The sequence below is a fragment of the Pseudomonas sp. HK3 genome (genome assembly GCF_052920985.1).
Map to the genome: position 1 here is coordinate 70246 of NZ_JBREXD010000001.1, position 20617 is coordinate 90862.

Sequence of the window (20617 nt, forward strand, 5' to 3'; positions counted from 1 at the left end):
CAGCATAATAAACAATCGTTACATTAACCGATTGAGCATCTGCTAAAGACATTTATTAATAATTCACAGAGTATCAACATCTACAGATTTTATTCTTTACCGTTCACACTTTCATTTCCTGCTCACTGACTATCGAGTTTAAAATCCATATAAGCTCGGTAATTATTTGAAAGACCCAGCCACCGTCGTTTAATAGCACGATCAAGTGTTTTTAATAACCCATGCTTTTTACGCGCAATATACACCCAACCATCTTCAACTAACTTACCTATAAACCCGGTACTAGTGGCTAGCCTTGCTTAAATACTTCACCCAATTAACATAGCGTCATAAGACTAGCATTAGGGTCAATTTCGAAAATTAGTAACGGATTACTTGTTAGCTGAAACACTATCGGATCATGCTCCTTTAGAAATTCGAAGTTACTCGCATGAATTATGCTTGAGCTAATCTTACCCTTGTATAGCCCGCTCATTTCATATTCAGATCATAAGCAATATATTTGGTGCTTTTGTGCAAACCTCTGTATACATAAGACTCATGATTTTCACTACAATGATTCCACTCAAATAAAATAGAACTCGAATAAATTCCTTCGATTTCACCCCTTACCCACACCCCTATATTCCCGTACAATTGCCCTCTTTATTTTTATCTATTACCTAATATAAGAGCAGTCCCATGGCCGCCAGTAAAACTGCCCCAAAGCCCATGAATACAGACAAAAACGCCGAACATACCCCAATGATGCAGCAACTACCTAGGCATCAAGGCGGAGCATGAGAATCAGCTTGTGTTTTACCGCATGGGCGACTTTTACGAGATATTCTTTGATGATGCGAAAAAGGCCTCGCGCCTGCTTGATATCACCTTAACGGCACGTGGCAAAAGCGGTGGTAAGCCAATTCCTATGGCGGGTATTCCGTATCATGCCGCTGAGGGCTATATCGCCAAGTTGGTGAAAATGGGTGAATCCATTGCGGTGGCCGAGCAAATTGGCGACCCTGCGACTAGCAAGGGGCCGGTTGAGCGTAAGGTTGTGCGTGTGATTACACCTGGCACTTTGACCGATGAGAGCTTTTTGGATGAACGACGCGACAGCTTATTAGTGGCGGTAAGCAGCTTTAAAGATGGCCGCAGCGATAAGGTAGTCCATGGTATTTCGTCATTGGATATCAGCTCGGGCCGTTTTACGGTTATCGAGGTGCAAAGCGAAGAAGCATTACTGGCCGAAATCGAACGTCTGCGCCCAGCTGAATTACTGATAAGTGAAGAAAAGGATTATCCAGAATCCCTTAGCAAACGTGCAGGCTGCCAAGCCTTACCGGCATGGGAGTTTGAGTTCGAGACGGCATTTCGCCTGTTGACCACTCATTTTCAAACCAAAGACTTGCATGGCTTTGGCTGCCAAGACTTTAAACAAGCCATTGAAGCCGCAGGCTGTTTGATTCATTACGCACAAGAAACCCAGCGTACGGATCTACCCCATATTCGCATGTTGCTGGTCGAGCAAGCTGACGACGCCATCGTGTTAGATGCCGCCACCCGTAAGAATTTAGAAATCGACGTGAACCTGAACGGCCACACAGATTTCACCTTGGCTTGGGTGTTAGACCGCACCGCCACGGCCATGGGTTCGCGTTTATTACGCCGTTGGTTGAACCGCCCTCTGCGTGATCAAACAACATTAGAGCAACGCCAAACGGCCATTAGCGCGATGATTTCAAGCTACGGCTATGAAGATATTCACGGCGTATTAAAGCAGATCGGTGACATCGAACGTATTTTATCGCGCGTGGCTTTGCGCAGTGCTCGCCCACGAGATTTAGCCCGCTTACGCGATGCCTTAGCTGTATTACCCGCCTTGCAAAATGCCATGAGCAGCGTGGATGCCGAACCCGTTGCGCAACTGGGTAAGCGCATCAGCACGTACCCAGAACTCGTAGCAACGCTACAAAAGGCTGTGATCGAAAATCCACCCGTGGTGATTCGTGAAGGTGGCGTCATTGCCGACGGTTATGACTCAGAACTCGACGAACTGCGCGGCCTAAGCGAGAACGCAGGCCAGTTCTTAATGGATATCGAAATCCGTGAAAAAGAACGCACAGGCTTAAGCACCTTAAAAGTGGGCTACAACCGTGTACACGGTTATTACATCGAGATCAGTAAATCACAAGCGGGTGAAGCCCCTACCGAATACATTCGCCGTCAAACACTCAAAAATGCTGAACGTTTTATTACGCCAGAACTTAAAGAGTTTGAAGATAAGGCACTTTCTAGTAAGAGCCGCGCGTTATTCCGCGAAAAGGCTTTGTATGAGCAATTAGTAGAGTCGTTAGCGCAACAACTGGCTGGCCTGCAAGATACATCCAGCGCCATTTGTGAGGTCGACGTATTATCAAACTTAGCCGAACGTGCCATCACCCAGCAATACGTGCGCCCGCAGTTAAGCCAAGAGCCTGGCCTGAATATTGAACAAGGCCGCCACCCTGTAGTGGAAGCCATGATCGAAGACCCATTTGTGGCCAACGATGTAAGCTTCCATGACCAGCGCAACATGCTGATTATTACCGGCCCGAACATGGGCGGTAAATCCACCTACATGCGCCAAGTGGCCCACATTGTATTGATGGCCCACATCGGCAGCTACGTACCGGCTCAGTCTGCCAATATTGGTTTGGTGGATCGCATCTTTACCCGTATGGGTTCCAGCGATGACGTGGCCGGTGGCCGTTCTACCTTCATGGTTGAAATGACCGAAACCGCGAACATCCTGCACAATGCCACGCAGCATAGCTTGGTATTAATGGATGAAGTGGGCCGCGGTACCAGCACCTTTGATGGCTTGTCATTGGCTTGGGCGTGTGCTGAGCATCTGGCACAGCAAGTGGGGGCTTACACCCTGTTTGCCACTCACTACTTTGAAATGACCCAGCTTAGCGAGCAAAACCCAGCCGTGGTCAACGTACACCTAACCGCCACCGAACATAACGATCACATTGTATTCTTACACCATGTAGAAGAAGGCCCAGCCAGCCAGAGTTACGGCTTACAAGTGGCCAAGCTTGCTGGTGTGCCTGAGCATGTGATTGATCAGGCCAAGTTCAAATTAGGCGCGCTAGAACAAACGCAAATCAATGATGGCCAACAACCTGTTAAGCCTCAACTCAGCGCTGCGCCTGTAATTCAAGCACAAGCGAACGAGCCAGTGGTTTCGCCTATGCCCTCTCCTATGCAGAGTGACATGTTTGCTACGTCGCCGTCTAAAGTTGAGCTTGCCCTTGAGAGCATGAACCCAGACGAGCTAACCCCAAGGCAAGCCCTTGAATTGCTGTATGAACTAAAACAATCGCTCTAATTTATCCAAATAGCGGTAAAACCGATTAAGCTCATTATTTTAATCGGTTTTAAAACTATAGAAAAACCCTGTATAAAGGGCACACAATTTACAAAGCAAGGTTTTAACCTTGCCCCTTGGCTTAAGCATCTCTAGAATGACGGCCAAAATAGATGGCAAGTGATCCTGAATTGCCCACAAGAATTTGATGAGATCGAGAAAACGCTATGACATTCGTTGTTGTTGAAAACTGCATTAAATGCAAATACACAGACTGTGTAGAAGTATGCCCTGTAGACTGTTTCTACGAAGGCCCTAACTTCCTAGTTATCCACCCTGACGAATGCATCGACTGCGCATTGTGCGAACCAGAATGCCCAGCCGAAGCTATTTACAGTGAAGATGAGATCCCAGCTGGCCAAGAGCACTTCATCGAGCTTAACGCTGAGTTAGCCGAAGTATGGCCGAACATCACCGAGATGAAAGACAAACTACCGGACGCTGAAGAGTGGGATGGCGTTGAAGGTAAAATTGATCAGCTAGTGCGCTGATTCTGCGAAAGACGATCAATGGGAGACGTTAGATAGCTCTCCCAATAATTAAACGGCCTCCGGGCCGTTTTTTTATTGCCATAAAGTAGCGATTAAAAACAAGCTCCCCCTTGAGCTCAAAAAGAATAGAAGGGCTATAAAGTATTAGCCTTATTAAAAAACAAACCATAGGGTGGACATTGCCCACCGTTTGTTGTCAGGCAGTGCCTGACCTACAGGTGTTTTGAATTATTCACTCGCAGCTGCAGAGTTTAGATAGAAGCAATCAAGTAAGTTGATTCTACGAAAGACGATCAATGGGAAACATTAGATAGCTCTCCCAATAATTAAACGGCCTACGGGCCGTTTTTTTATTGCCATAAAGTAGCGAATGAAAAACAAGCTCCCCCCTTTAGCTCAAAAAGAATAGAAGGGCTATAAAGTATTAGCCTTATTAAAAAACAAACCGTAGAGTGGACATTGCCCACCGTTTGTTGTCAGGCAGTGCCTGACCTACAGGTGTTTTGAATTATTCACTCGCAGCTGCAGAGTTTAGATAGAAGCAATCAAGTAAGTTGATTCTACGAAAGACGATCAATGGGAAACATTAGATAGCTCTCCCAATAATTAAACGGCCTGCGGGCCGTTTTTTTGTGTGAAATAAAAGCTCAAAATACTAACTACAGAGCTGATGCAAAATGCGCCATAATTTCTGCTGTTGTCATTTCTTTTGTTTGATTAGAAAAGCAATAGTAGCTAGGTCTAGCATCGCTAAAGTACTGCATATCCATCTCTAGCCCTTTTAAATTGGGGAAAAGACCAACAGTCATATTGTAATCGCCGCTTTCTTTAAATTTATAAAACAAATGGGTACCACACTCAGAGCAAAATCCGCGAGATGCCCAAGCTGATGATTCATATAACTTGACGTTTTCATCACCTTCAATTTTAACCTTTGTACCGCACTTTACAGCGAAATATGGTGCGCCGCCCCAAGTTCGGCACGATTGGCAATGACATACCGTAAATTTAGGGTCTATTTCTTCTGCGGTAATTTTCACTGCACCACAGAGGCATTGAGTTTTAGATTGGGACATTTCCGCTGCTCCTTAATAAATATTTAAAACTGACACAGACTACAACTGGTGAATTACGATAGCTTGTTAAACATTTTGTTACTAATCATGTGGGTGCTCGTCAAATTGCTTGGCGCTATCACCAATTTTGAACCAACAGGGCTTTTCAGAAACAAATTCATGAAATGCATTTTCAAGTTTAAGTTCGCTATCAATACAGTGTGCTGAAATAGGAAATGATTCTTCTTGTGACAATATTTCACCCAAAGCCGTACCACAAACACTGCAGAAGCATCGGTTATATTTATAGGGTGGTTCAGCGTTAAATGTGGTTATTTGATCACGACCTTTCGTTATCTCAAGTGCTTCAGATTTTACAAAAACTAAACTGCTTGCTCCCACTTTTCGGCACCGACTGCAGTGGCACATGCCCATCATACTAGGGGCTTCAGATAAGCTAAATTGAATCGCTCCGCAACAGCAGCTTCCGTTAATCATATATCACCTCAAATCATCAATTATTCATGAGTGCTTAAAAATATCACGACACTGTATAAATATACAGTCAAATGTAAAGTGGTTTTTTACCCTTGATATTACTAATAGCAGACTATTGGCATTAACTCTCATGGCATTGATGATATTAATGATTAAGGTGAGTGGTGAACGATTTGAAATTTAAACATGTAGGGCGGGCATTGCCCGCCAACAATTGGTGCGTTTAACCATGTGTCACTTTTTATCACGCACAAAGTAGCCGCCTATTCCCTCATTAAATACGCCACTTTATGCAGACGAATAATAATAGATTCATTCATCGACTATTCGCACCATATCATATTTCGACTTTTGGTATCGCGAGCAAGCTCGCTTCACACTCTGGATTAATGGCGTAAAATAATAGTGTATTAGGGGGGATTGAATATCACACTAAGATAAGAGAATCGGGCGACGAATTATGGCATTGCTTGATGCAGCGCAGCGCGCTGTGATTTCAAACTACCTTGCCATAACGGGTGCATCGCTTTTAACAATGCCACCCATTACTTAAATAAAGAATTACTTCTTATTTTTGTGCTTCGGTTTTTTAGGCGCGTTTGCTTTTTTTGATTTAGTAGCCGCCGGTTTACCTGATTTAGCTACGGCAGGCTTTTTAGCTTTGCCAGACGTTACTCCACTTGGCGCGCTTTGTTCGGCTTTCTTTTGACTGCTTTTATTCGTGCGATTAGGACGCTGTTTTTTAGACACGCTTTTAATCAACGCATCGCGGTTACTCACTTCAAAGCCTGGTTGGAATACACGGTTAATGCGACTGCCAATTAAACGCTCGATATTATCTAGTGTACGTTCTTCTTCACGGCTCACAAATGAAATAGCGTTACCTTTGTTACCAGCACGACCTGCACGGCCAATACGGTGAACATAATCTTCGGCAAGGTATGGCAGGTTAAAGTTTAATACGTACTCTAATCCTTGAATATCTAAACCACGGGCTGCGACTTCTGTAGCGATTAAAACTTGAATATCACCGGCTTTAAAATCGGCCAGTGCGCGTCTACGAGTGCCTTGGCTTTTATCACCATGACAAACCGCAGAGGTCACCTTGTGTAATTTTAAGTCCGATAGTAAACGATCCGCTTGTTCCTTGGTGCTGGTGAATACCAATATTTGAAACCAATTTTTCTCAGTTAACAAATCCATAAACAAATCAATTTTGCTGCGCTCGTCAACCGGATACACAACATGCTTAACGGTTTCGGCCGTTACATTTTGCCTAGTCACGCGAATGTCTAAGTGATTATTTAATATCTTATGTGCCAGTTCGTTTACGGCAGGTGATATCGTCGCCGAGAACAATAGGGTTTGACGTTTTTTGGCAACGTGCTGAAAAATAGTCCCAACTGCATCAATAAAACCCATGTCTAACATACGGTCGGCTTCATCTAATACCACAAATTCGGCACCTGATAACTCAACGTTACACTGGGTGATGTGCTCCATTAAACGCCCTGGTGTTGCAATTAATATATCCACACCAGCTTTTAATTTGCGCTCTTGACCACCCATTTTTACGCCACCATATACTGCTGTGACATTAAGAGATAAAAACTGCGCGTAGGCGCCAATGGTTTCGGCTAATTGCTCAGCCAGCTCTCGGGTTGGGGTAAGAATAATGGCTCTTGGGCTTTTAGATTCGTCGGTACGTGGCTTGTCGATCATTTGCTGCAATATTGGCAATGCAAATGCCGCTGTTTTACCTGTACCGGTTTGTGCGTTAGCGAGCAAGTCTTTGCCGCGACGCGCAGGTACAATGGCTTGCTCTTGCACAGGGGTCATCTCGGTATAGCCACAGGCCTCTATGGCTTGCAGTAATTCGGGGGCTAAACCTAAAGATGAGAATTTCATGGCAATACCTATCGCTATTAATACGGCTAATAGACAGAATTGCCATGTGTAGCCTAAATCGGGGGCGAATTATAAAGGATTTATAAACAAAACGCTGAACTGATTATAGTTAAAACAGTGAGTGGCGCTGCGCTTATAGCGGTTATGCCGAATCAAGTTAAGCTCGTGAAGGGCTAGGCCGGTATTACAGGGCATTAATGCTTAAACCACGTAAATCATCACGCAATGAGCCATCACAACGAATGCTGTCACACGTAATCTAAGCCCTAGATAATAGTGTGGCCGAGATACGTGACGCATAACAAGCATCTCCAGCACATAAAGTGCGATAAAGCCCAATGCAAAGGTGATTAAAGCAGCCTGCGTACTGGCCAATAAGAATGCAAACCATGCAGTCAATGTCACCGTATTTGAGGCTAGCGCTACGCGTTTAACATCAATAGATTGATTCACCACCTGCCCCCACAGCGTGCCGCCCATGAAGCTCAAAATCACTAAACTGTAGGTGATAAACCACTGAGTACCGTCGACGCCTAAAAATGGATAATTGAACAGGTCGAGCCCAATAGCTAAAAAGAAGGGGACCGCGCCCAAATAGGTCAGTAATTTCATTAAGATAGCGTTAGGCATCATTCACCTGCAATTTATGCTTTTAGGAAATACGTTTTTGCCATTAAAATGGTTCACTCATGCTTCGCTACAAATACCGAAGCACTATGAACGAGGTTGCCTAAGCGCTAAAAAATGGAATATTCAAAAATACACACGCTCATGGCCGTTATTCTTATTTTAAATATATTGGCATCATTTTATGTTGGCCGTGCCGTTATTTATGATAAAGCCCAAAAGAAGATTCAAATCATTTTGATTTGGTTGTTCCCGTTTTTTGCAGCCACCGGATTTAGCTATTTTCTTTGGTGTGAGAGAAGACAGGCGAAGCTAAAAAGAAAAAGACAAGTGGGCAACGGTACTCATTTATCTAATGCAGACGCTATTTCTCACGCGAGTGCTTATTATCAAAACAAATAATGACCAGCCAATAAAAAAGGGTAAATGTTTTCACATCTACCCTTCTTGTTTACACCCTAGGTGTCATCCTGACTTAGCCATCCTGGCTTATTCCCTATATCGTCCTTCACGTCCTGTTTGCAATCGTCCTTAATTGCTTGCTATTCCGTGTCGGTATTCCCTAACCTTTGAAATTAAAAATAGTCCGCTTTATTCCATTAGCAAGTCATTTCACGCCAACTTGCATAATTACACGGCTTTTTATGCCTTAAGTCGAAGATACTAGGCTATCTAAGTCACGCTATTCTTCATCGGCAATATCCGACCACCATTTTTGAAAGAGATTTTCTTGATCCACCATGATGGGTTCACCCATTTTGGGTGTATGCACTTGTAATCCCTTTTCTTCGCCCAGAGTCGAGACTTGCTCTAGCGGATCTTTCCAATGGTGAAACGACAATTTAAACGTGCCGTTATGCACAGGCAGCATCGCTTTACCGTTTAAATCCATATGAGCTTGAACGGTTTCAGCCGGAAACATATGCACCATGGCCCAGTCAGGGTTGTAAGCACCGTTTTCCATAATGGTTAAATCAAACGGGCCGTATTTTTCACCAATGGCTTTAAAGCCATCAAAGTAGCCACTGTCGCCACTAAAGAAAATACGGTGCTTTGGCGAGTTGATCACCCAAGAGCTCCATAAGGTGCTATTGCGGTTAAATAATCCGCGACCAGAAAAGTGCTGGGAAGGTGTACTTGTAAATGTAAATTCACCAAATTGCTGAGATTGCCACCAGTCCATTTCATAGATGTTTTCACTGGGTACACCCCAATCCAACAAATACTTGCCCACACCTAATGGCACGACAAAATGCTCTGTAATACTGGCTAAACGCTTAATGCTGCCCTCATCTAAATGATCGTAATGGTCATGGCTAATCACTACGGTGTGAATATTGGGTAGTTTATCCACATCCAGCGGCACAGGGTGAAAGCGCTTAGGACCCACCCACTGCACTGGGCTCGTACGCTCTGAAAACATAGGGTCAGTTAAAATATATTGGCCCGATAACTTCATCAGTATCGTACTGTGACCCAAACGATAGACAACATCATCTTGCTGCTCATTTAGTTCTTTTAAATCAATGGGTTGAATCGGTATTAAACCAAACGGCTCAGTATTAGGGTGACTTTCAAAGAAGAACCGCTGGGCAATAGTAAAAAACTTACCAAAGCTAAAATCCTGTTCGGTATTGATTGAATTATAAAAAACCCCATCAGAATCATAATGATCACTTTGCCATTGCTCGCTAGGCTGGGACGCACAGGCCATTACCGTAAAACTGACCACTAAAAATACAACAAAAAAGCGATTATTCATGCACAAAGCCACTCACAGTCTAAACTTAACGAAAGCCTCAATACTAAAGCATGATGATGCATTTTAATATTAAGCAATATTTTGCGTTGCTCACGTTTATTATTCTCACCTCACCAAGCTTGGCTCAAGATAGCTTAAGGCTAGGTATGACTAACCTTAAGCCCTTTACCTACCATGAGGACAATACGTTCAAAGGCATTGCTATTAATCCCGTGAAAAAAGCCTTACAAGCAAGTGGGATTAAATACGAATGGGTGTTTATAGAGGATTATTCACTATTACTAAAAGCCATTCGTAATGACATTATTGATGGCTTTTTTATTGCCACTAAAAATGTTGAGCGTGATAAATACGCTAAATTTAGCAAACCGATTTTTATAGATTATTACAGTTGGTTTATTTTAAAAGATGCACCGTTTGATTTAGATTCTGATGACTTTAAAATCAACGCTAAAATTGGAGCGATGGTTAAAACCAATTCTCACCGCCTCACTATTCGACGCGGGTATCAAGTGTACGGTCAACCACCGCGATTGCTCGCACAACAATTTATTCATGGTACATTTGATGCTGTATTTGCGACACAATCCCCTTTTATGTATGAATTAAATGCCATTAATTTTTCAAAACGTAAATACGATATTGTGATGGAATCTGAACGCCCGTTTGGTATGTATATTTCGAAAAAATACTTAAGCCGTTACCCTGACACCTTAGAAAAAATAAATAAGCACATCATAACGCAATAGATTTGGTAAAATTTAGGCGAAAAAAAACCAGCTTAAAAGCTGGTTTTTTTTATTAGCTGATATTACTCAGCCGATGCTTCTTTACGTTGTGCAGGCTTACGATCGCGCGCTTTAGTGCCGCTACCATCTTTAGCCTTGTAACCTTCTTTTTTAACACGCTTAGGTGCTTCGCTGCCTTTTGCATTGATATCTTCAATGTTTAGTGGGCGACCACAAATGCGGGTTTTCTTAAGATGATTAACCACTTCGCTTGGCATACCGCTTGGTAAATCAACCGTTGCGAAGTTGTCGAAAATTTCAATGTGACCAATGAATTTACTTTCGATGTTAGCTTCGTTAGCAATCGCACCAACAATGTTGCCTGGCTTAACGCCATCTTTATAACCAACCGCTAAGCGGTAACGGTTCATTTCAACATCTGGATTATCTTTAAGCGGCATTGGGTTTTTATCCAATGGCTTATCGGCATCACGACCACGACCTTCACGACCTTCACGTCCACCGCGTTCGCCACCACGTTCACCGCGGCCACGACTTTCACGGCCACCACGATCGCCACGATCATTACGTTCGCTGCGCTCTTTATATTCACGAGGCTTACGCTCGCCTTCACGAATAAACAAACGCTTACCGTTTTGGCCCATTTCTGCAAGAGAAACAGCCACATCAACCGCTGTTAGATTTTCGTTTTCAGCAATCACTTCTTCAATGATTGATTTGAAAATTTCTGTATCCAAACCACCTACAGACGCTAAGATACGGGCCTTGAAACGTTCACGACGTTTTGCGTTTACATCGTCTGCACTTGGCAATTGCATTTCAGCGATTTTTTGACGAGTAACACGCTCAATAGTGCTAAGCATGCGACGCTCACGTGGGCGAACAAACAAGATAGCGCTACCGGTACGACCAGCACGACCAGTACGACCAATACGGTGAACATAAGATTCAGCGTCATATGGAATGTCGTAGTTAATTACATGGCTAATACGTTCAACATCAAGACCACGTGCCGCAACGTCCGTTGCTACTACGATATCAATTTGGCCTTTCTTCAAACGATCAACGGCACGTTCACGTTGTGCTTGGGCAACATCACCGTTCAATGCTTCACACTTGTAACCTGAGTTACGTAAGTATTCGGCTACTTCTTCGGTTGCTTGTTTGGTGCGCACGAAAATCATCATGGCATCCATATCTTGGGTTTCACAAATACGTAGCAGACCTTCGTTTTTGTCTGTCTCACGTACTAACCAAAATGATTGAGCAATTTTGTCGTTTGTCGCTGTTTTGTTTTCGATGCGCACTTCAACAGGCGAGTTTAAGTGTTTTTCGGCCACTTCTTTAATTTGACGAGGCATAGTTGCTGAGAATAAAGCAACCTGACGCTGTGCAGGTACGTGCTCTAGAATCCAATCAACATCATCAATGAAGCCCATGCGTAGCATTTCATCAGCTTCGTCTAGTACAACTGCTTTGATGTCATCTAGCTTTAGCGTGCCACGACGGATGTGATCCATCACACGACCCGGCGTGCCCACTACAAACTGAGGGCCATTTTTTAATGCACGGAACTGAGTCGAGAAATCTTGACCGCCGTAAATACAGGTCGTTTTGATGCCTGGAATGTGTTTCGCGTAAGTTTCAATGGCAGCTGCTACTTGCTGAGCTAGCTCACGAGTCGGCGCTAACACTAAAACTTGTGGTGCACGTGCGCTTGCATCGGTACGCGCTAAAATAGGTAAAGTAAACGCGGCTGTTTTACCAGTACCGGTTTGGGCAAGACCTAAAACGTCTCTGCCCTCTAATAAATGTGGAATTGCTTGTAATTGGATTGGGCTTGGGATTTCGTAACCCTGCTCTTCAATCGCGCGTAAAACGTTAAATGGTAGACCAAGACTGGCGAAGCCAGTAGGAGTATCAGACATGCAAAAAAACCTGCTTTTTGGGGAATACATCTAGATCGGCACGGGGAGGCACGGGGCACTCAATGACGGCGCGATCAAAATTCATTCACATTAAATTTTGACCATTGATCCCGTCATCCCGCTACACAGCTAGCCTCGAACGGCAGCTTAATCTGTTAACACAGTAGAGTTGAGGCAAAAAAATTGGCTCACACTCGAATAGGAAATTGGGAACACTCTGGTTACGGCGCGCATTGTTACACTTTTGGCGGCTTTGCGCCAGAACTAATCCTAAATGACTGCATGTTTTTTGAACAATCATTGAAATTTATATCTGAAAGCTAAACTGCCAGCCTTGCTCGCAGGCGTAACCTTGGCATACGAATAAGCCCGGTACCGCCACCACTTCGCCGTTTTTAAGCAGCACAGGCCAAAAGGGGCGCTGCCATGGTGGAATATCAAATTCTTGAAACCATTTCTTTAATGCCTTATTCGGACGATTAATCGGCCGCGCCTTTAACCCCCCCTGATAAAGCGCCAATTGATATTCACTGGGCTTTAAACCTAAACCCGGTTGCCAGCTTAATTTACCCGCGGGCAAATTAGGGGGACTAGCACCGTTAAAGTTTTGCATGAAGGCACTGGTGTCCACTTCAGGTAAAGACGGCATGACATAAAGTTTACCATTGTGTCGGCGCACTTCATTCCCCTGCCACCGAAACACAGGTTCTGCATCAATGCGCGCATTCATGACATCCGTCAGCAACACTTTAATTTGTTTATCCGCAAGCAATGGGTAGCGATTATGATGTTCAAGCCACTTACGAATCAGTTGACACTGAATACTCCACGACTGACGCCCCAATTTATTGCTATCCAAGCGCCCTTGATTATCAACGACCTGTTGATAAATAGGATCGATTAAGTCATTCAGTAACGTGTGCTCTGTTTGTAGAATACTAATGGTTTTAACAATACTTTGATTCGCTTGCGGGTAACGCATATTTAGCATGGGCAATAATTCATGGCGCCACCAGTTACGGTCAAAACTCACATCGTCATTGGATTCATCATCGACAAATGGCAAAGCAAACGCTTGCGCATAGGCCTCGATTTGCTCACGGGTAATTGACAATAGCGGGCGTAATAAGCGCCCATGATGGAAGACGCGCTCGCTGTCCATTGCCGTTAGCCCTGTCATACCCGAGCCGCGCATTAGGCGCATCATAAACGTTTCAATTTGATCGTCTTGATGATGCCCTAACAAAAGAACATCACCAAAGAGTACATATTTTTCAAACACGTCATAACGCGCTAAACGGGCGGCTTGTTCTAAGCTGCCGGACTCAGTATTCACAGAAATACGATCGCTGACAAAATTGACCCCCAAGGCTTTACACTGGTTTTCACACAAGGATAACCAATCATTCGCATGGCTCGACAAACCATGGTGCACATGAATGGCAATAATGGGCTGGGGGAGTTTTAATTGAGCTAGCGCGTGCAATAGTACCGATGAATCAGCACCACCACTGAACCCTACAAGTATGCGTTTTGGCTTCGCTTGCGCAATACACTCTGCCAATACATCAGAAATCTGCGAACTCATAATGGGCGGCCGATGTCTCTGAATTTTTCGAAGCGTTTGGTCAGTAACGTCTCTAAATCAATCGGTAATAACGAAGACAGTTGATGCTTAAGGGCTTGCTTTAAAATAGCGGCCGCTTCGTTTAAGTTTCGATGTGCACCACCAGCTGGCTCGGTAATCATTTGATCAATTAACCCAAGCTCCAATAACCGTGATGCCGTTATTCCCATTGCCGTTGCGGCTTCTTGAGCATGGCTGGCATTTTTCCACAAAATAGAGGCGCAGCCTTCTGGGCTAATCACCGCATAGGTGCTGTATTGCAGCATCATCAATTGATCGCATACTCCAATAGCAAGAGCACCGCCACTGCCACCCTCGCCGATCACCGTAGAAATAATGGGCGTGCGTAAGCGACTCATTAACGCTAAATTTTCAGCAATGGCATTGCTCTGTCCGCGCTCTTCCGCGTCAATGCCAGGGTAAGCGCCGGGTGTATCAATAAAGGTAATCACAGGTAGATTAAAACGTTCAGCCATTTGCATCATACGCGCCGCTTTGCGGTACCCTTCTGGGCGTGGCATGGCAAAGTTACGTTTCATTTTGTCTTTTAAGTCGCGGCCTTTCTCTTGGGCAATCACCATTACGGCTTGGCCGTCTAATTTTGCAGGCCCACAAATAATCGCCGCATCGTCAGCATAAAGACGATCACCATGAAGCTCTTCAAAGTCATCAAAAATAAGCGGGATATAATCTAAACTGTGCGGGCGCAACGGGTGGCGAGCCAGCTGCGCGTTTTGCCAAGGGTTGATTCGAGAAAATACACGCTGCGTGACAAAATTTAGCTCTTCTTCTAACCCGCTGATTTCGGCTGCGATATTCATATTATTATCCGCATCGGCAAGATGCTTTAAATCATTAATACGCGCTTTTAAATCCGCAATGGGTTGTTCAAAGTCTAAATAATTTGGGTTCATGTACCACTCATAGCCATTTTAGTATTAGTCGTCGACATCTTAGTCATAGCAGCATTCAACGCTGTCTTCACCATAATGATTTTTTAATCGATACAACAAATCATCACTTGGCTCTACTTTGTATTCTTGACCTAATTGTAGGTTAGCTTTGGCGGTTTCTCCGTGATATTGGACTAAAACCGGGCTGCCCTGCGCTTGGAATGGTTGTAATGTATCATTTAATTGGCGCACAAAATGTTGACCAAGTTCATGATGCTTTAAGGTCAAGCGTATGCCTGAGCTAAAATTGCAACGTGCTTCACTGATATTCCACATATTAATCAAGTTAGCGCCTAACGAGTCGTTGTAGTTATCATGCTTGACTTCGACTTCTAACACCACCAAATGATCGACGATCATTTTCTCTCTAAATTTATCGTACACATCACTGAACAAGCGCACATCTAAACGGCCGCTGCGATCATCGATGGTCAAGATGGCCATGTTACCGCCACGCTTTGTTTTCATGACGCGCTGCGCCACAATAATGCCAGCAATTTTTTGCGGCTTTTTGTCGGCTTGAATATTGGCAAGCTTGGTGCGCGCCATTTTACGCACTTCTTTTTCGTATTCATCAAACGGGTGGCCCGTCACAAATAAACCCAAGGTATCTTTTTCACCTTGTAGTTTTTGTTTGGGGTTCCAGTCGCGTACTTTATTTAAATAGTCATCGTATGGATTAACGTTGGCTTCTTCTTCAACTTCACCAAACATGTCCATAATGCCTGCGGCCGCATTTTTGGCATTCTGATCAGCGGCCTTGAGTGCGTCTTCGATTGTTGCAAACAGAACCGAACGATTAGGGCCAATGGTATCAAACGCACCACAGCGTACGAGCGCTTCCATTACTCGTTTATTTAATTTGCTTTTATCAACCGATTTACAAAAGTGGAAAATATCAATGAACTGCCCTACTTCGTTACGCGCTTTAATAATCGCTTCAATTGGGCCTTCACCCACCCCTTTTACGGCACCTAAACCATACACAATCGAACCCGCTTCATTCACAGTGAAACCAAATTCAGATTGGTTAACATCCGGCAGCACAAGGTCGATGTTCATATCTCGACACTCTTCAATGAAGATAACGACCTTATCGGTATTCTGCATATCAGAGGTTAATACCGCCGCCATAAACGGCGCAGGGTAATGGGTTTTTAACCAAAGGGTTTGATACGACACAACCGCATAGGCGGCGGAGTGCGATTTGTTAAAACCATAACCGGCAAACTTTTCTACCAAGTCGAAGATCTTCATGGCTAGGTCGCCATCAACATTAATAGACTCAGCACCTTCGCGGAAGGTTTGACGTTGCTTCGCCATTTCTTCTGGTTTTTTCTTACCCATGGCTCGACGCAACATGTCTGCGCCGCCCAGCGTATAATTCGCCAAAACCTGTGCGATCTGCATAACCTGTTCTTGATAAACAATTACGCCGTAGGTGGGTTCTAGAATTTCTTTTAGACTGTCGTGCTGGAAATCAGGGTGTGGGTAGGCCACTTCTGCGCGACCGTGTTTACGGTTGATAAAGTCATCGACCATGCCGGATTCAAGTGGGCCCGGGCGGAACAAAGCCACCAGCGCGATCATTTCTTCTATGTTGTCTGGCTCTAAGCGGCGAATCAGATCTTTCATACCGCGCGATTCCAACTGGAACACGGCGGTTGTTTTGGCTTCTTTTAATAAGGTGTAAGAGGCTTTGTCATCCAGTGGAATCTCTTCAATGAACAGCGGCTCTAGATCGGTTTTCGCGCGAGTCGCATTAATGGTTTTTAATGCCCAATCGATAATCGTTAGCGTACGTAAACCCAAGAAATCGAACTTTACCAAGCCCGCGCTTTCTACATCGTTTTTATCAAATTGAGTAACCAGACCTTTGCCTTCTTCATCACATAAAGTGGGTGAAAAGTCGGTTAATTTTGTAGGCGCGATCACCACACCACCGGCGTGCTTACCGGTTTGACGAGTGATGCCTTCAAGTTTTGTGGCCATCTCCCAAATTTCTAGTGCTTCATCGTCTTCTTTTAAGAAGTCGCGCAGAATCTCTTCTTGCTCGTAAGCCACCGCCAGTTTCATACCTGGGTCAGCTGGGATCATTTTCGAGAGTTTATCGGCTAAGCCATAACTTTTACCCAGCACCCGCGCCACATCACGTACCACAGCCTTTGCCGCCATGGTGCCATAGGTTACGATTTGCGATACTGCATCACGACCGTAATGATCGGCCACGTAATCAATCACCATTTCACGTTTTTCCATACAAAAGTCGATATCAAAATCGGGCATGGAAACACGTTCAGGGTTCAAGAAACGTTCGAACAGTAAGTCGTATTCAAGCGGATCAATATCGGTGATTTTTTGTGCATAAGCCACCAGCGAGCCCGCACCTGAACCACGACCTGGACCAACTGGCACGTCGTTATCTTTCGCCCACTGTATGAAGTCCATTACGATTAAGAAGTAACCGGGGAATCCCATTTGAATAATGATATCCAGTTCGAAATCTAAGCGGTCGATGTATTCTTGACGGCGTTCGTCATAATCGCTTTGGTCTTTGTCTAAAATGAACTCAAGACGCTCTTCTAGGCCTTCATAAGAAACCTTACGGAAAAAGTCGTTCTCGGTTAAGCCATCAGGAATGGGGAATTCAGGTAAGAAATATTTGCCCAATAAGACTTCAACACTGCAACGCTGTGCAATCTCGACGGTATTTTCAATGGCGCTTGGAATATCGGCGAACAGCTCAGCCATTTGCGCTTGGGTTTTTAAGTATTGTTGGTCGCTGTAACGCTTCTCACGTCTTGGGTCATCTAGCGTAACGCTGTCGCCGATGCACACTCGGGATTCATGAGCATCAAAATCTTCTTGATTCATGAAGTGCACATCATTGGTGGCAACCACTGGGCATTGCTGCTCACGGGCTAATACTAAGGTTTTTTGCACTAGCACTTCATCATTAGGCCGACTGGTACGCTGTAACTCTAAATAAAAGCGCCCAGGAAAATAGGCTTGCCATTGTTTTAAACGGCTCACCGCTAATTCGGTTTTGCCTTTTAGCAAGGCTTCACCAATGTCCCCTTGCTGAAAGCCAGACAAGGCGATCAAACCCTCACTGCGCTCAGCGAACCATTCAAATTTTAGTTGGGATTTATCATGGTGTTGATTTTTGGTGTAACCAAAACTCACCAATTCAGTGAGATTGCGGTAACCCGTTTGATTTTGTGCATAAAGGGTTACGCAGTAAGGATTCGCCGGATCATCTTCGCGTTCGATGTACACATCTGACGCCAAAATAGGCTTAATACCAGAACCTAGGCAAGCATTATAAAATTTGACCAAAGCAAACATATTGCTTTGGTCGGTAATGGCCAAGGCAACTTGACCATCACCCGATGCCCCTTTAATGAGATCTTTAACGCGAACGATGCCATTGACCAAAGAGAACTCGGTGTGAATGCGTAAATGTACAAATGAGTCGGCCATGGTTTACCCCTTAAAATCTGGGCCTATTGTAACCAAGGGCTTCTCTAAATAATACACAAGAGGAGCCTAACTCACGCTCTGTTGCTCGCATTCATAGACTTTTTTAGAATCGATTTTGTAAAGCCTCTAAAAACGATTCAATACGGGCCGCATTGGCGCCTAAATCACTTTTGCCCACACGGCTCATGCTGCGCACATCCACACGTGTTTTGGCCGGTACGTCTACGTTTTGCTCTGGCGTGGTGAAGGCTTCCATGCGAATCACAATGTCGTCTTTAAAGCCAAATAGGAAACTTTCATCCACGGCTTCAAGGGTAAAAGGTGACTGCGTGGTGTTGCTAGCAAGTACAACCCAACCTAGGTCTTTTACAACGTTTTGCGCCTGCGCTAAAACCGATTCAACCGGCTGGTTTAGCTCTAATGTTGTCAAGTTTGGGTAACCCGCCACCTGTAACTGAGCAACCGCATCACCTTCGTAGTCAACTGGGTGGTCATCGCTGGTACGGTCCGCCACCGCCGCGACAAACTGCGGTGGGTTTTGTATGTCGGTGGTGATGTCATGAATAAACGGTAACGTGCGAGCCTTAATGATATTTGAACCCAGCAAACCTAACGGAATCGCGGTTAGCACAATGGAGATCAAGAGTGCTTTGGATTCGCTATCTTGCCCTTTTGAAAGCTTAAAAATCGACAATACTAAGACAATAAATCCAATTAATGCACTGACAATAAATATTAAAAAACTATTGCGAAAATGCGTGATATCCAGACGAGCAGCCATAATGGCTAACGGATATAAAGCCAAAAGAATGACCGCCAGCCACTGCAGTTTATTTGCTGGGATTTTATTCAACATACCTTGCTCCTTTATTTAAACAGCCCCTTAAGATAAAGCAGACCGTTGTTAGTTCACGTTCTACTCTCAATTCACTTTAGGGCAGTAACGATCGTCTGTGCTCACGGCCGTTTTATGATAATTCAAACACATGACCTTTGGCGATACGGCTTGTCCTTGCTGATTGTTACCCCAACAGTGAAAGCCTTTGTGCGTGGTTTGTTTAACAAACGCTTCACCTTCATACAAACTCATCGTGCAGGTAAACCCATTACCGGCCGCAATGCTGCGTATATTGTTTTGCACGTCTTGAGGTACGTCGAGTAGATCCGCTTGGTTTGCTTTATCCCCAAAACAATCCGCTTGAAGGTTGCTTTGTGTGTCTGTGCGCTCACTCACCTGATCAAGAATACATGCGTGACGTGCACCGGCTGAGATAAAAACTGCCTCACTGTATACATCTGGCGCTTTCCAGCTTGATGATCCTGTATTTCCCCAGCAACTCACTTGGCCTGCACTTATGGCACAGACAAAATCAAAACCCACCGCAACATGGCTAACCGCCCCAAGGGTTTCTGGGATATTGCCTTGCCCTGCACTTTGATTACCCCAGCAACGCAAAGAGTCATCCTCATCAATGGCACAACTGGTATTACCACCCGCCGCTACCCATTTAGGATTATTTAAAGACGGCACATCGGTTTGTCCTTGTGCATTATCTCCCCAGCAATACACACCATAGCTGTCTACGGCACAATTATGATTGTCGCCACTGGCCACCACATACGGTAACTGCAACCAATGACCTCTACGGCTTTCAACTGTGGTCGCGACGTCAGGGTTAAGGGTTTGCCCAAATTCATTATCGCCCGCACAGCCTACTCGTCGGCCACCAAAGTCGCTTAATGTGGTGCACACGTGGTCATCGCCGATGCTCAGCATTTTGTACGAGCCGGTAATGTTTTCGGAGACGTAATCACCAATAATACGATTACCCCAACATTTTAAATAACTGGTGCTCAGCGCATTTAACACACCGTAAGCGCAAGCTCGGCCATTTCCGGCCATGAGACTGTATTGCTCAGACAAATAAGGGGCTAGTTGATCTTCTTTGCCGCCATTGACGTTTATTTCAAGGTTGGAAGTGTCGCGGGTGAAACTAATGCTGTCGTCTTCGCTGCCACAGGCCGCCAGACACAGCAGCACGATGGCTACTAGGTATTTATTCATAGTGTTCACTTATTATTTTTATTTGATCAGTGAGTGTAACGCTTAAGTGGGTGCAAATCTTTGATGAGTCGCTC

14 protein-coding genes and 1 pseudogene are annotated in these 20617 nt (G+C 44.6%); 4 read left to right on the forward strand and 11 right to left on the reverse strand.

Annotated elements, in window-relative coordinates; genetic code table 11:
* Positions 1–711: 711 nt before the first annotated feature.
* Together mutS and fdxA are read left to right on the forward strand one after the other, a co-directional pair.
* A pseudogene (mutS, locus tag ACU6U9_RS00215) lies at positions 712–3358 on the forward strand (DNA mismatch repair protein MutS).
* A 206-nt stretch (positions 3359–3564) separates the two neighbouring features.
* Positions 3565–3888, forward strand: a complete 324-nt coding sequence (fdxA, locus tag ACU6U9_RS00220; protein ID WP_446733083.1) for a ferredoxin FdxA — start codon at positions 3565–3567, stop codon at positions 3886–3888.
* 659 nt (positions 3889–4547) lie between these two features.
* On the opposite strand, the gene ACU6U9_RS00225 is transcribed toward fdxA, so the two are convergent.
* The 4 genes from ACU6U9_RS00225 to ACU6U9_RS00240 form a co-directional block, all read right to left on the reverse strand.
* Positions 4548–4964 (reverse strand): GFA family protein, encoded by a 417-nt coding sequence (locus ACU6U9_RS00225; RefSeq protein ID WP_446733084.1) that lies wholly within the window; start codon positions 4962–4964, stop codon positions 4548–4550.
* Positions 4965–5045: 81 nt separating this feature from the next.
* A complete protein-coding gene (locus ACU6U9_RS00230) occupies positions 5046–5441 on the reverse strand; it encodes a GFA family protein (protein WP_446733085.1) in 396 nt (131 codons plus the stop codon).
* A 561-nt stretch (positions 5442–6002) separates the two neighbouring features.
* Positions 6003–7349, reverse strand: coding sequence for a DEAD/DEAH box helicase (locus ACU6U9_RS00235; RefSeq protein ID WP_446733086.1), 1347 nt, complete (start codon positions 7347–7349; stop codon positions 6003–6005).
* Between the two features lie 201 nt (positions 7350–7550).
* Positions 7551–7961 (reverse strand): DUF3429 domain-containing protein, encoded by a 411-nt coding sequence (locus ACU6U9_RS00240; protein ID WP_446733087.1) that lies wholly within the window; start codon positions 7959–7961, stop codon positions 7551–7553.
* Between the two features lie 132 nt (positions 7962–8093).
* Between ACU6U9_RS00240 and ACU6U9_RS00245 the strand changes: the two genes are divergently transcribed.
* The gene (locus tag ACU6U9_RS00245) at positions 8094–8378 is read left to right on the forward strand and encodes a hypothetical protein (RefSeq protein ID WP_446733088.1); all 285 of its coding nucleotides are present in this window, start codon (positions 8094–8096) and stop codon (positions 8376–8378) included.
* Positions 8379–8658: 280 nt separating this feature from the next.
* Here the strand turns inward: ACU6U9_RS00245 and ACU6U9_RS00250 are convergent, their stop codons facing one another.
* Entirely contained in the window at positions 8659–9738 is a 1080-nt protein-coding gene (locus ACU6U9_RS00250) for an MBL fold metallo-hydrolase (RefSeq protein WP_446733089.1), read from the reverse strand.
* A gap of 146 nt (positions 9739–9884) precedes the next feature.
* Between ACU6U9_RS00250 and ACU6U9_RS00255 the strand changes: the two genes are divergently transcribed.
* Positions 9885–10487 carry a substrate-binding periplasmic protein gene (locus ACU6U9_RS00255; RefSeq protein ID WP_446733090.1) on the forward strand — a complete coding sequence of 201 codons (603 nt, stop codon included), beginning with the start codon at positions 9885–9887 and terminating at the stop codon, positions 10485–10487.
* A gap of 62 nt (positions 10488–10549) precedes the next feature.
* Here the strand turns inward: ACU6U9_RS00255 and ACU6U9_RS00260 are convergent, their stop codons facing one another.
* The 6 genes from ACU6U9_RS00260 to ACU6U9_RS00285 all read right to left on the reverse strand — a co-directional run bounded on the left by ACU6U9_RS00260 (position 10550) and on the right by ACU6U9_RS00285 (position 20543).
* Complete coding sequence (locus ACU6U9_RS00260) at positions 10550–12415, reverse strand: DEAD/DEAH box helicase (protein WP_446733091.1); 1866 nt, start codon at positions 12413–12415, stop codon at positions 10550–10552.
* 307 nt (positions 12416–12722) lie between these two features.
* Positions 12723–14003, reverse strand: a complete 1281-nt coding sequence (gene tilS / locus ACU6U9_RS00265; RefSeq protein WP_446733092.1) for a tRNA lysidine(34) synthetase TilS — start codon at positions 14001–14003, stop codon at positions 12723–12725.
* Entirely contained in the window at positions 14000–14956 is a 957-nt protein-coding gene (locus tag ACU6U9_RS00270; RefSeq protein ID WP_446733093.1) for an acetyl-CoA carboxylase carboxyltransferase subunit alpha, read from the reverse strand. The genes tilS and ACU6U9_RS00270 overlap by 4 nt, the downstream gene beginning before the upstream one ends.
* A 39-nt stretch (positions 14957–14995) precedes the next feature.
* Positions 14996–18478 carry a DNA polymerase III subunit alpha gene (gene dnaE, locus ACU6U9_RS00275; RefSeq protein WP_446733094.1) on the reverse strand — a complete coding sequence of 1161 codons (3483 nt, stop codon included), beginning with the start codon at positions 18476–18478 and terminating at the stop codon, positions 14996–14998.
* A gap of 103 nt (positions 18479–18581) precedes the next feature.
* Positions 18582–19334 carry a DUF1499 domain-containing protein gene (locus tag ACU6U9_RS00280; RefSeq protein WP_446733095.1) on the reverse strand — a complete coding sequence of 251 codons (753 nt, stop codon included), beginning with the start codon at positions 19332–19334 and terminating at the stop codon, positions 18582–18584.
* A gap of 66 nt (positions 19335–19400) precedes the next feature.
* Entirely contained in the window at positions 19401–20543 is a 1143-nt protein-coding gene (locus tag ACU6U9_RS00285; protein ID WP_446733096.1) for an RCC1 domain-containing protein, read from the reverse strand.
* Positions 20544–20617 lie beyond the last annotated feature (74 nt).

Excerpts from the sequence above, each read along its gene's own strand:
- fdxA (WP_446733083.1), top strand. The coding sequence starts at position 3,565 with ATGACATTCGTTGTTGTTGAAAACTGCATTAAATGCAAATACACAGAC.
- ACU6U9_RS00225 (WP_446733084.1), bottom strand. The coding sequence starts at position 4,964 with ATGTCCCAATCTAAAACTCAATGCCTCTGTGGTGCAGTGAAAATTACC.
- ACU6U9_RS00230 (WP_446733085.1), bottom strand. The coding sequence starts at position 5,441 with ATGATTAACGGAAGCTGCTGTTGCGGAGCGATTCAATTTAGCTTATCT.
- ACU6U9_RS00235 (WP_446733086.1), bottom strand. The coding sequence starts at position 7,349 with ATGAAATTCTCATCTTTAGGTTTAGCCCCCGAATTACTGCAAGCCATA.
- ACU6U9_RS00240 (WP_446733087.1), bottom strand. The coding sequence starts at position 7,961 with ATGAAATTACTGACCTATTTGGGCGCGGTCCCCTTCTTTTTAGCTATT.
- ACU6U9_RS00245 (WP_446733088.1), top strand. The coding sequence starts at position 8,094 with ATGGAATATTCAAAAATACACACGCTCATGGCCGTTATTCTTATTTTA.
- ACU6U9_RS00250 (WP_446733089.1), bottom strand. The coding sequence starts at position 9,738 with ATGAATAATCGCTTTTTTGTTGTATTTTTAGTGGTCAGTTTTACGGTA.
- ACU6U9_RS00255 (WP_446733090.1), top strand. The coding sequence starts at position 9,885 with ATGACTAACCTTAAGCCCTTTACCTACCATGAGGACAATACGTTCAAA.
- ACU6U9_RS00260 (WP_446733091.1), bottom strand. The coding sequence starts at position 12,415 with ATGTCTGATACTCCTACTGGCTTCGCCAGTCTTGGTCTACCATTTAAC.
- tilS (WP_446733092.1), bottom strand. The coding sequence starts at position 14,003 with ATGAGTTCGCAGATTTCTGATGTATTGGCAGAGTGTATTGCGCAAGCG.
- ACU6U9_RS00270 (WP_446733093.1), bottom strand. The coding sequence starts at position 14,956 with ATGAACCCAAATTATTTAGACTTTGAACAACCCATTGCGGATTTAAAA.
- dnaE (WP_446733094.1), bottom strand. The coding sequence starts at position 18,478 with ATGGCCGACTCATTTGTACATTTACGCATTCACACCGAGTTCTCTTTG.
- ACU6U9_RS00280 (WP_446733095.1), bottom strand. The coding sequence starts at position 19,334 with ATGTTGAATAAAATCCCAGCAAATAAACTGCAGTGGCTGGCGGTCATT.
- ACU6U9_RS00285 (WP_446733096.1), bottom strand. The coding sequence starts at position 20,543 with ATGAATAAATACCTAGTAGCCATCGTGCTGCTGTGTCTGGCGGCCTGT.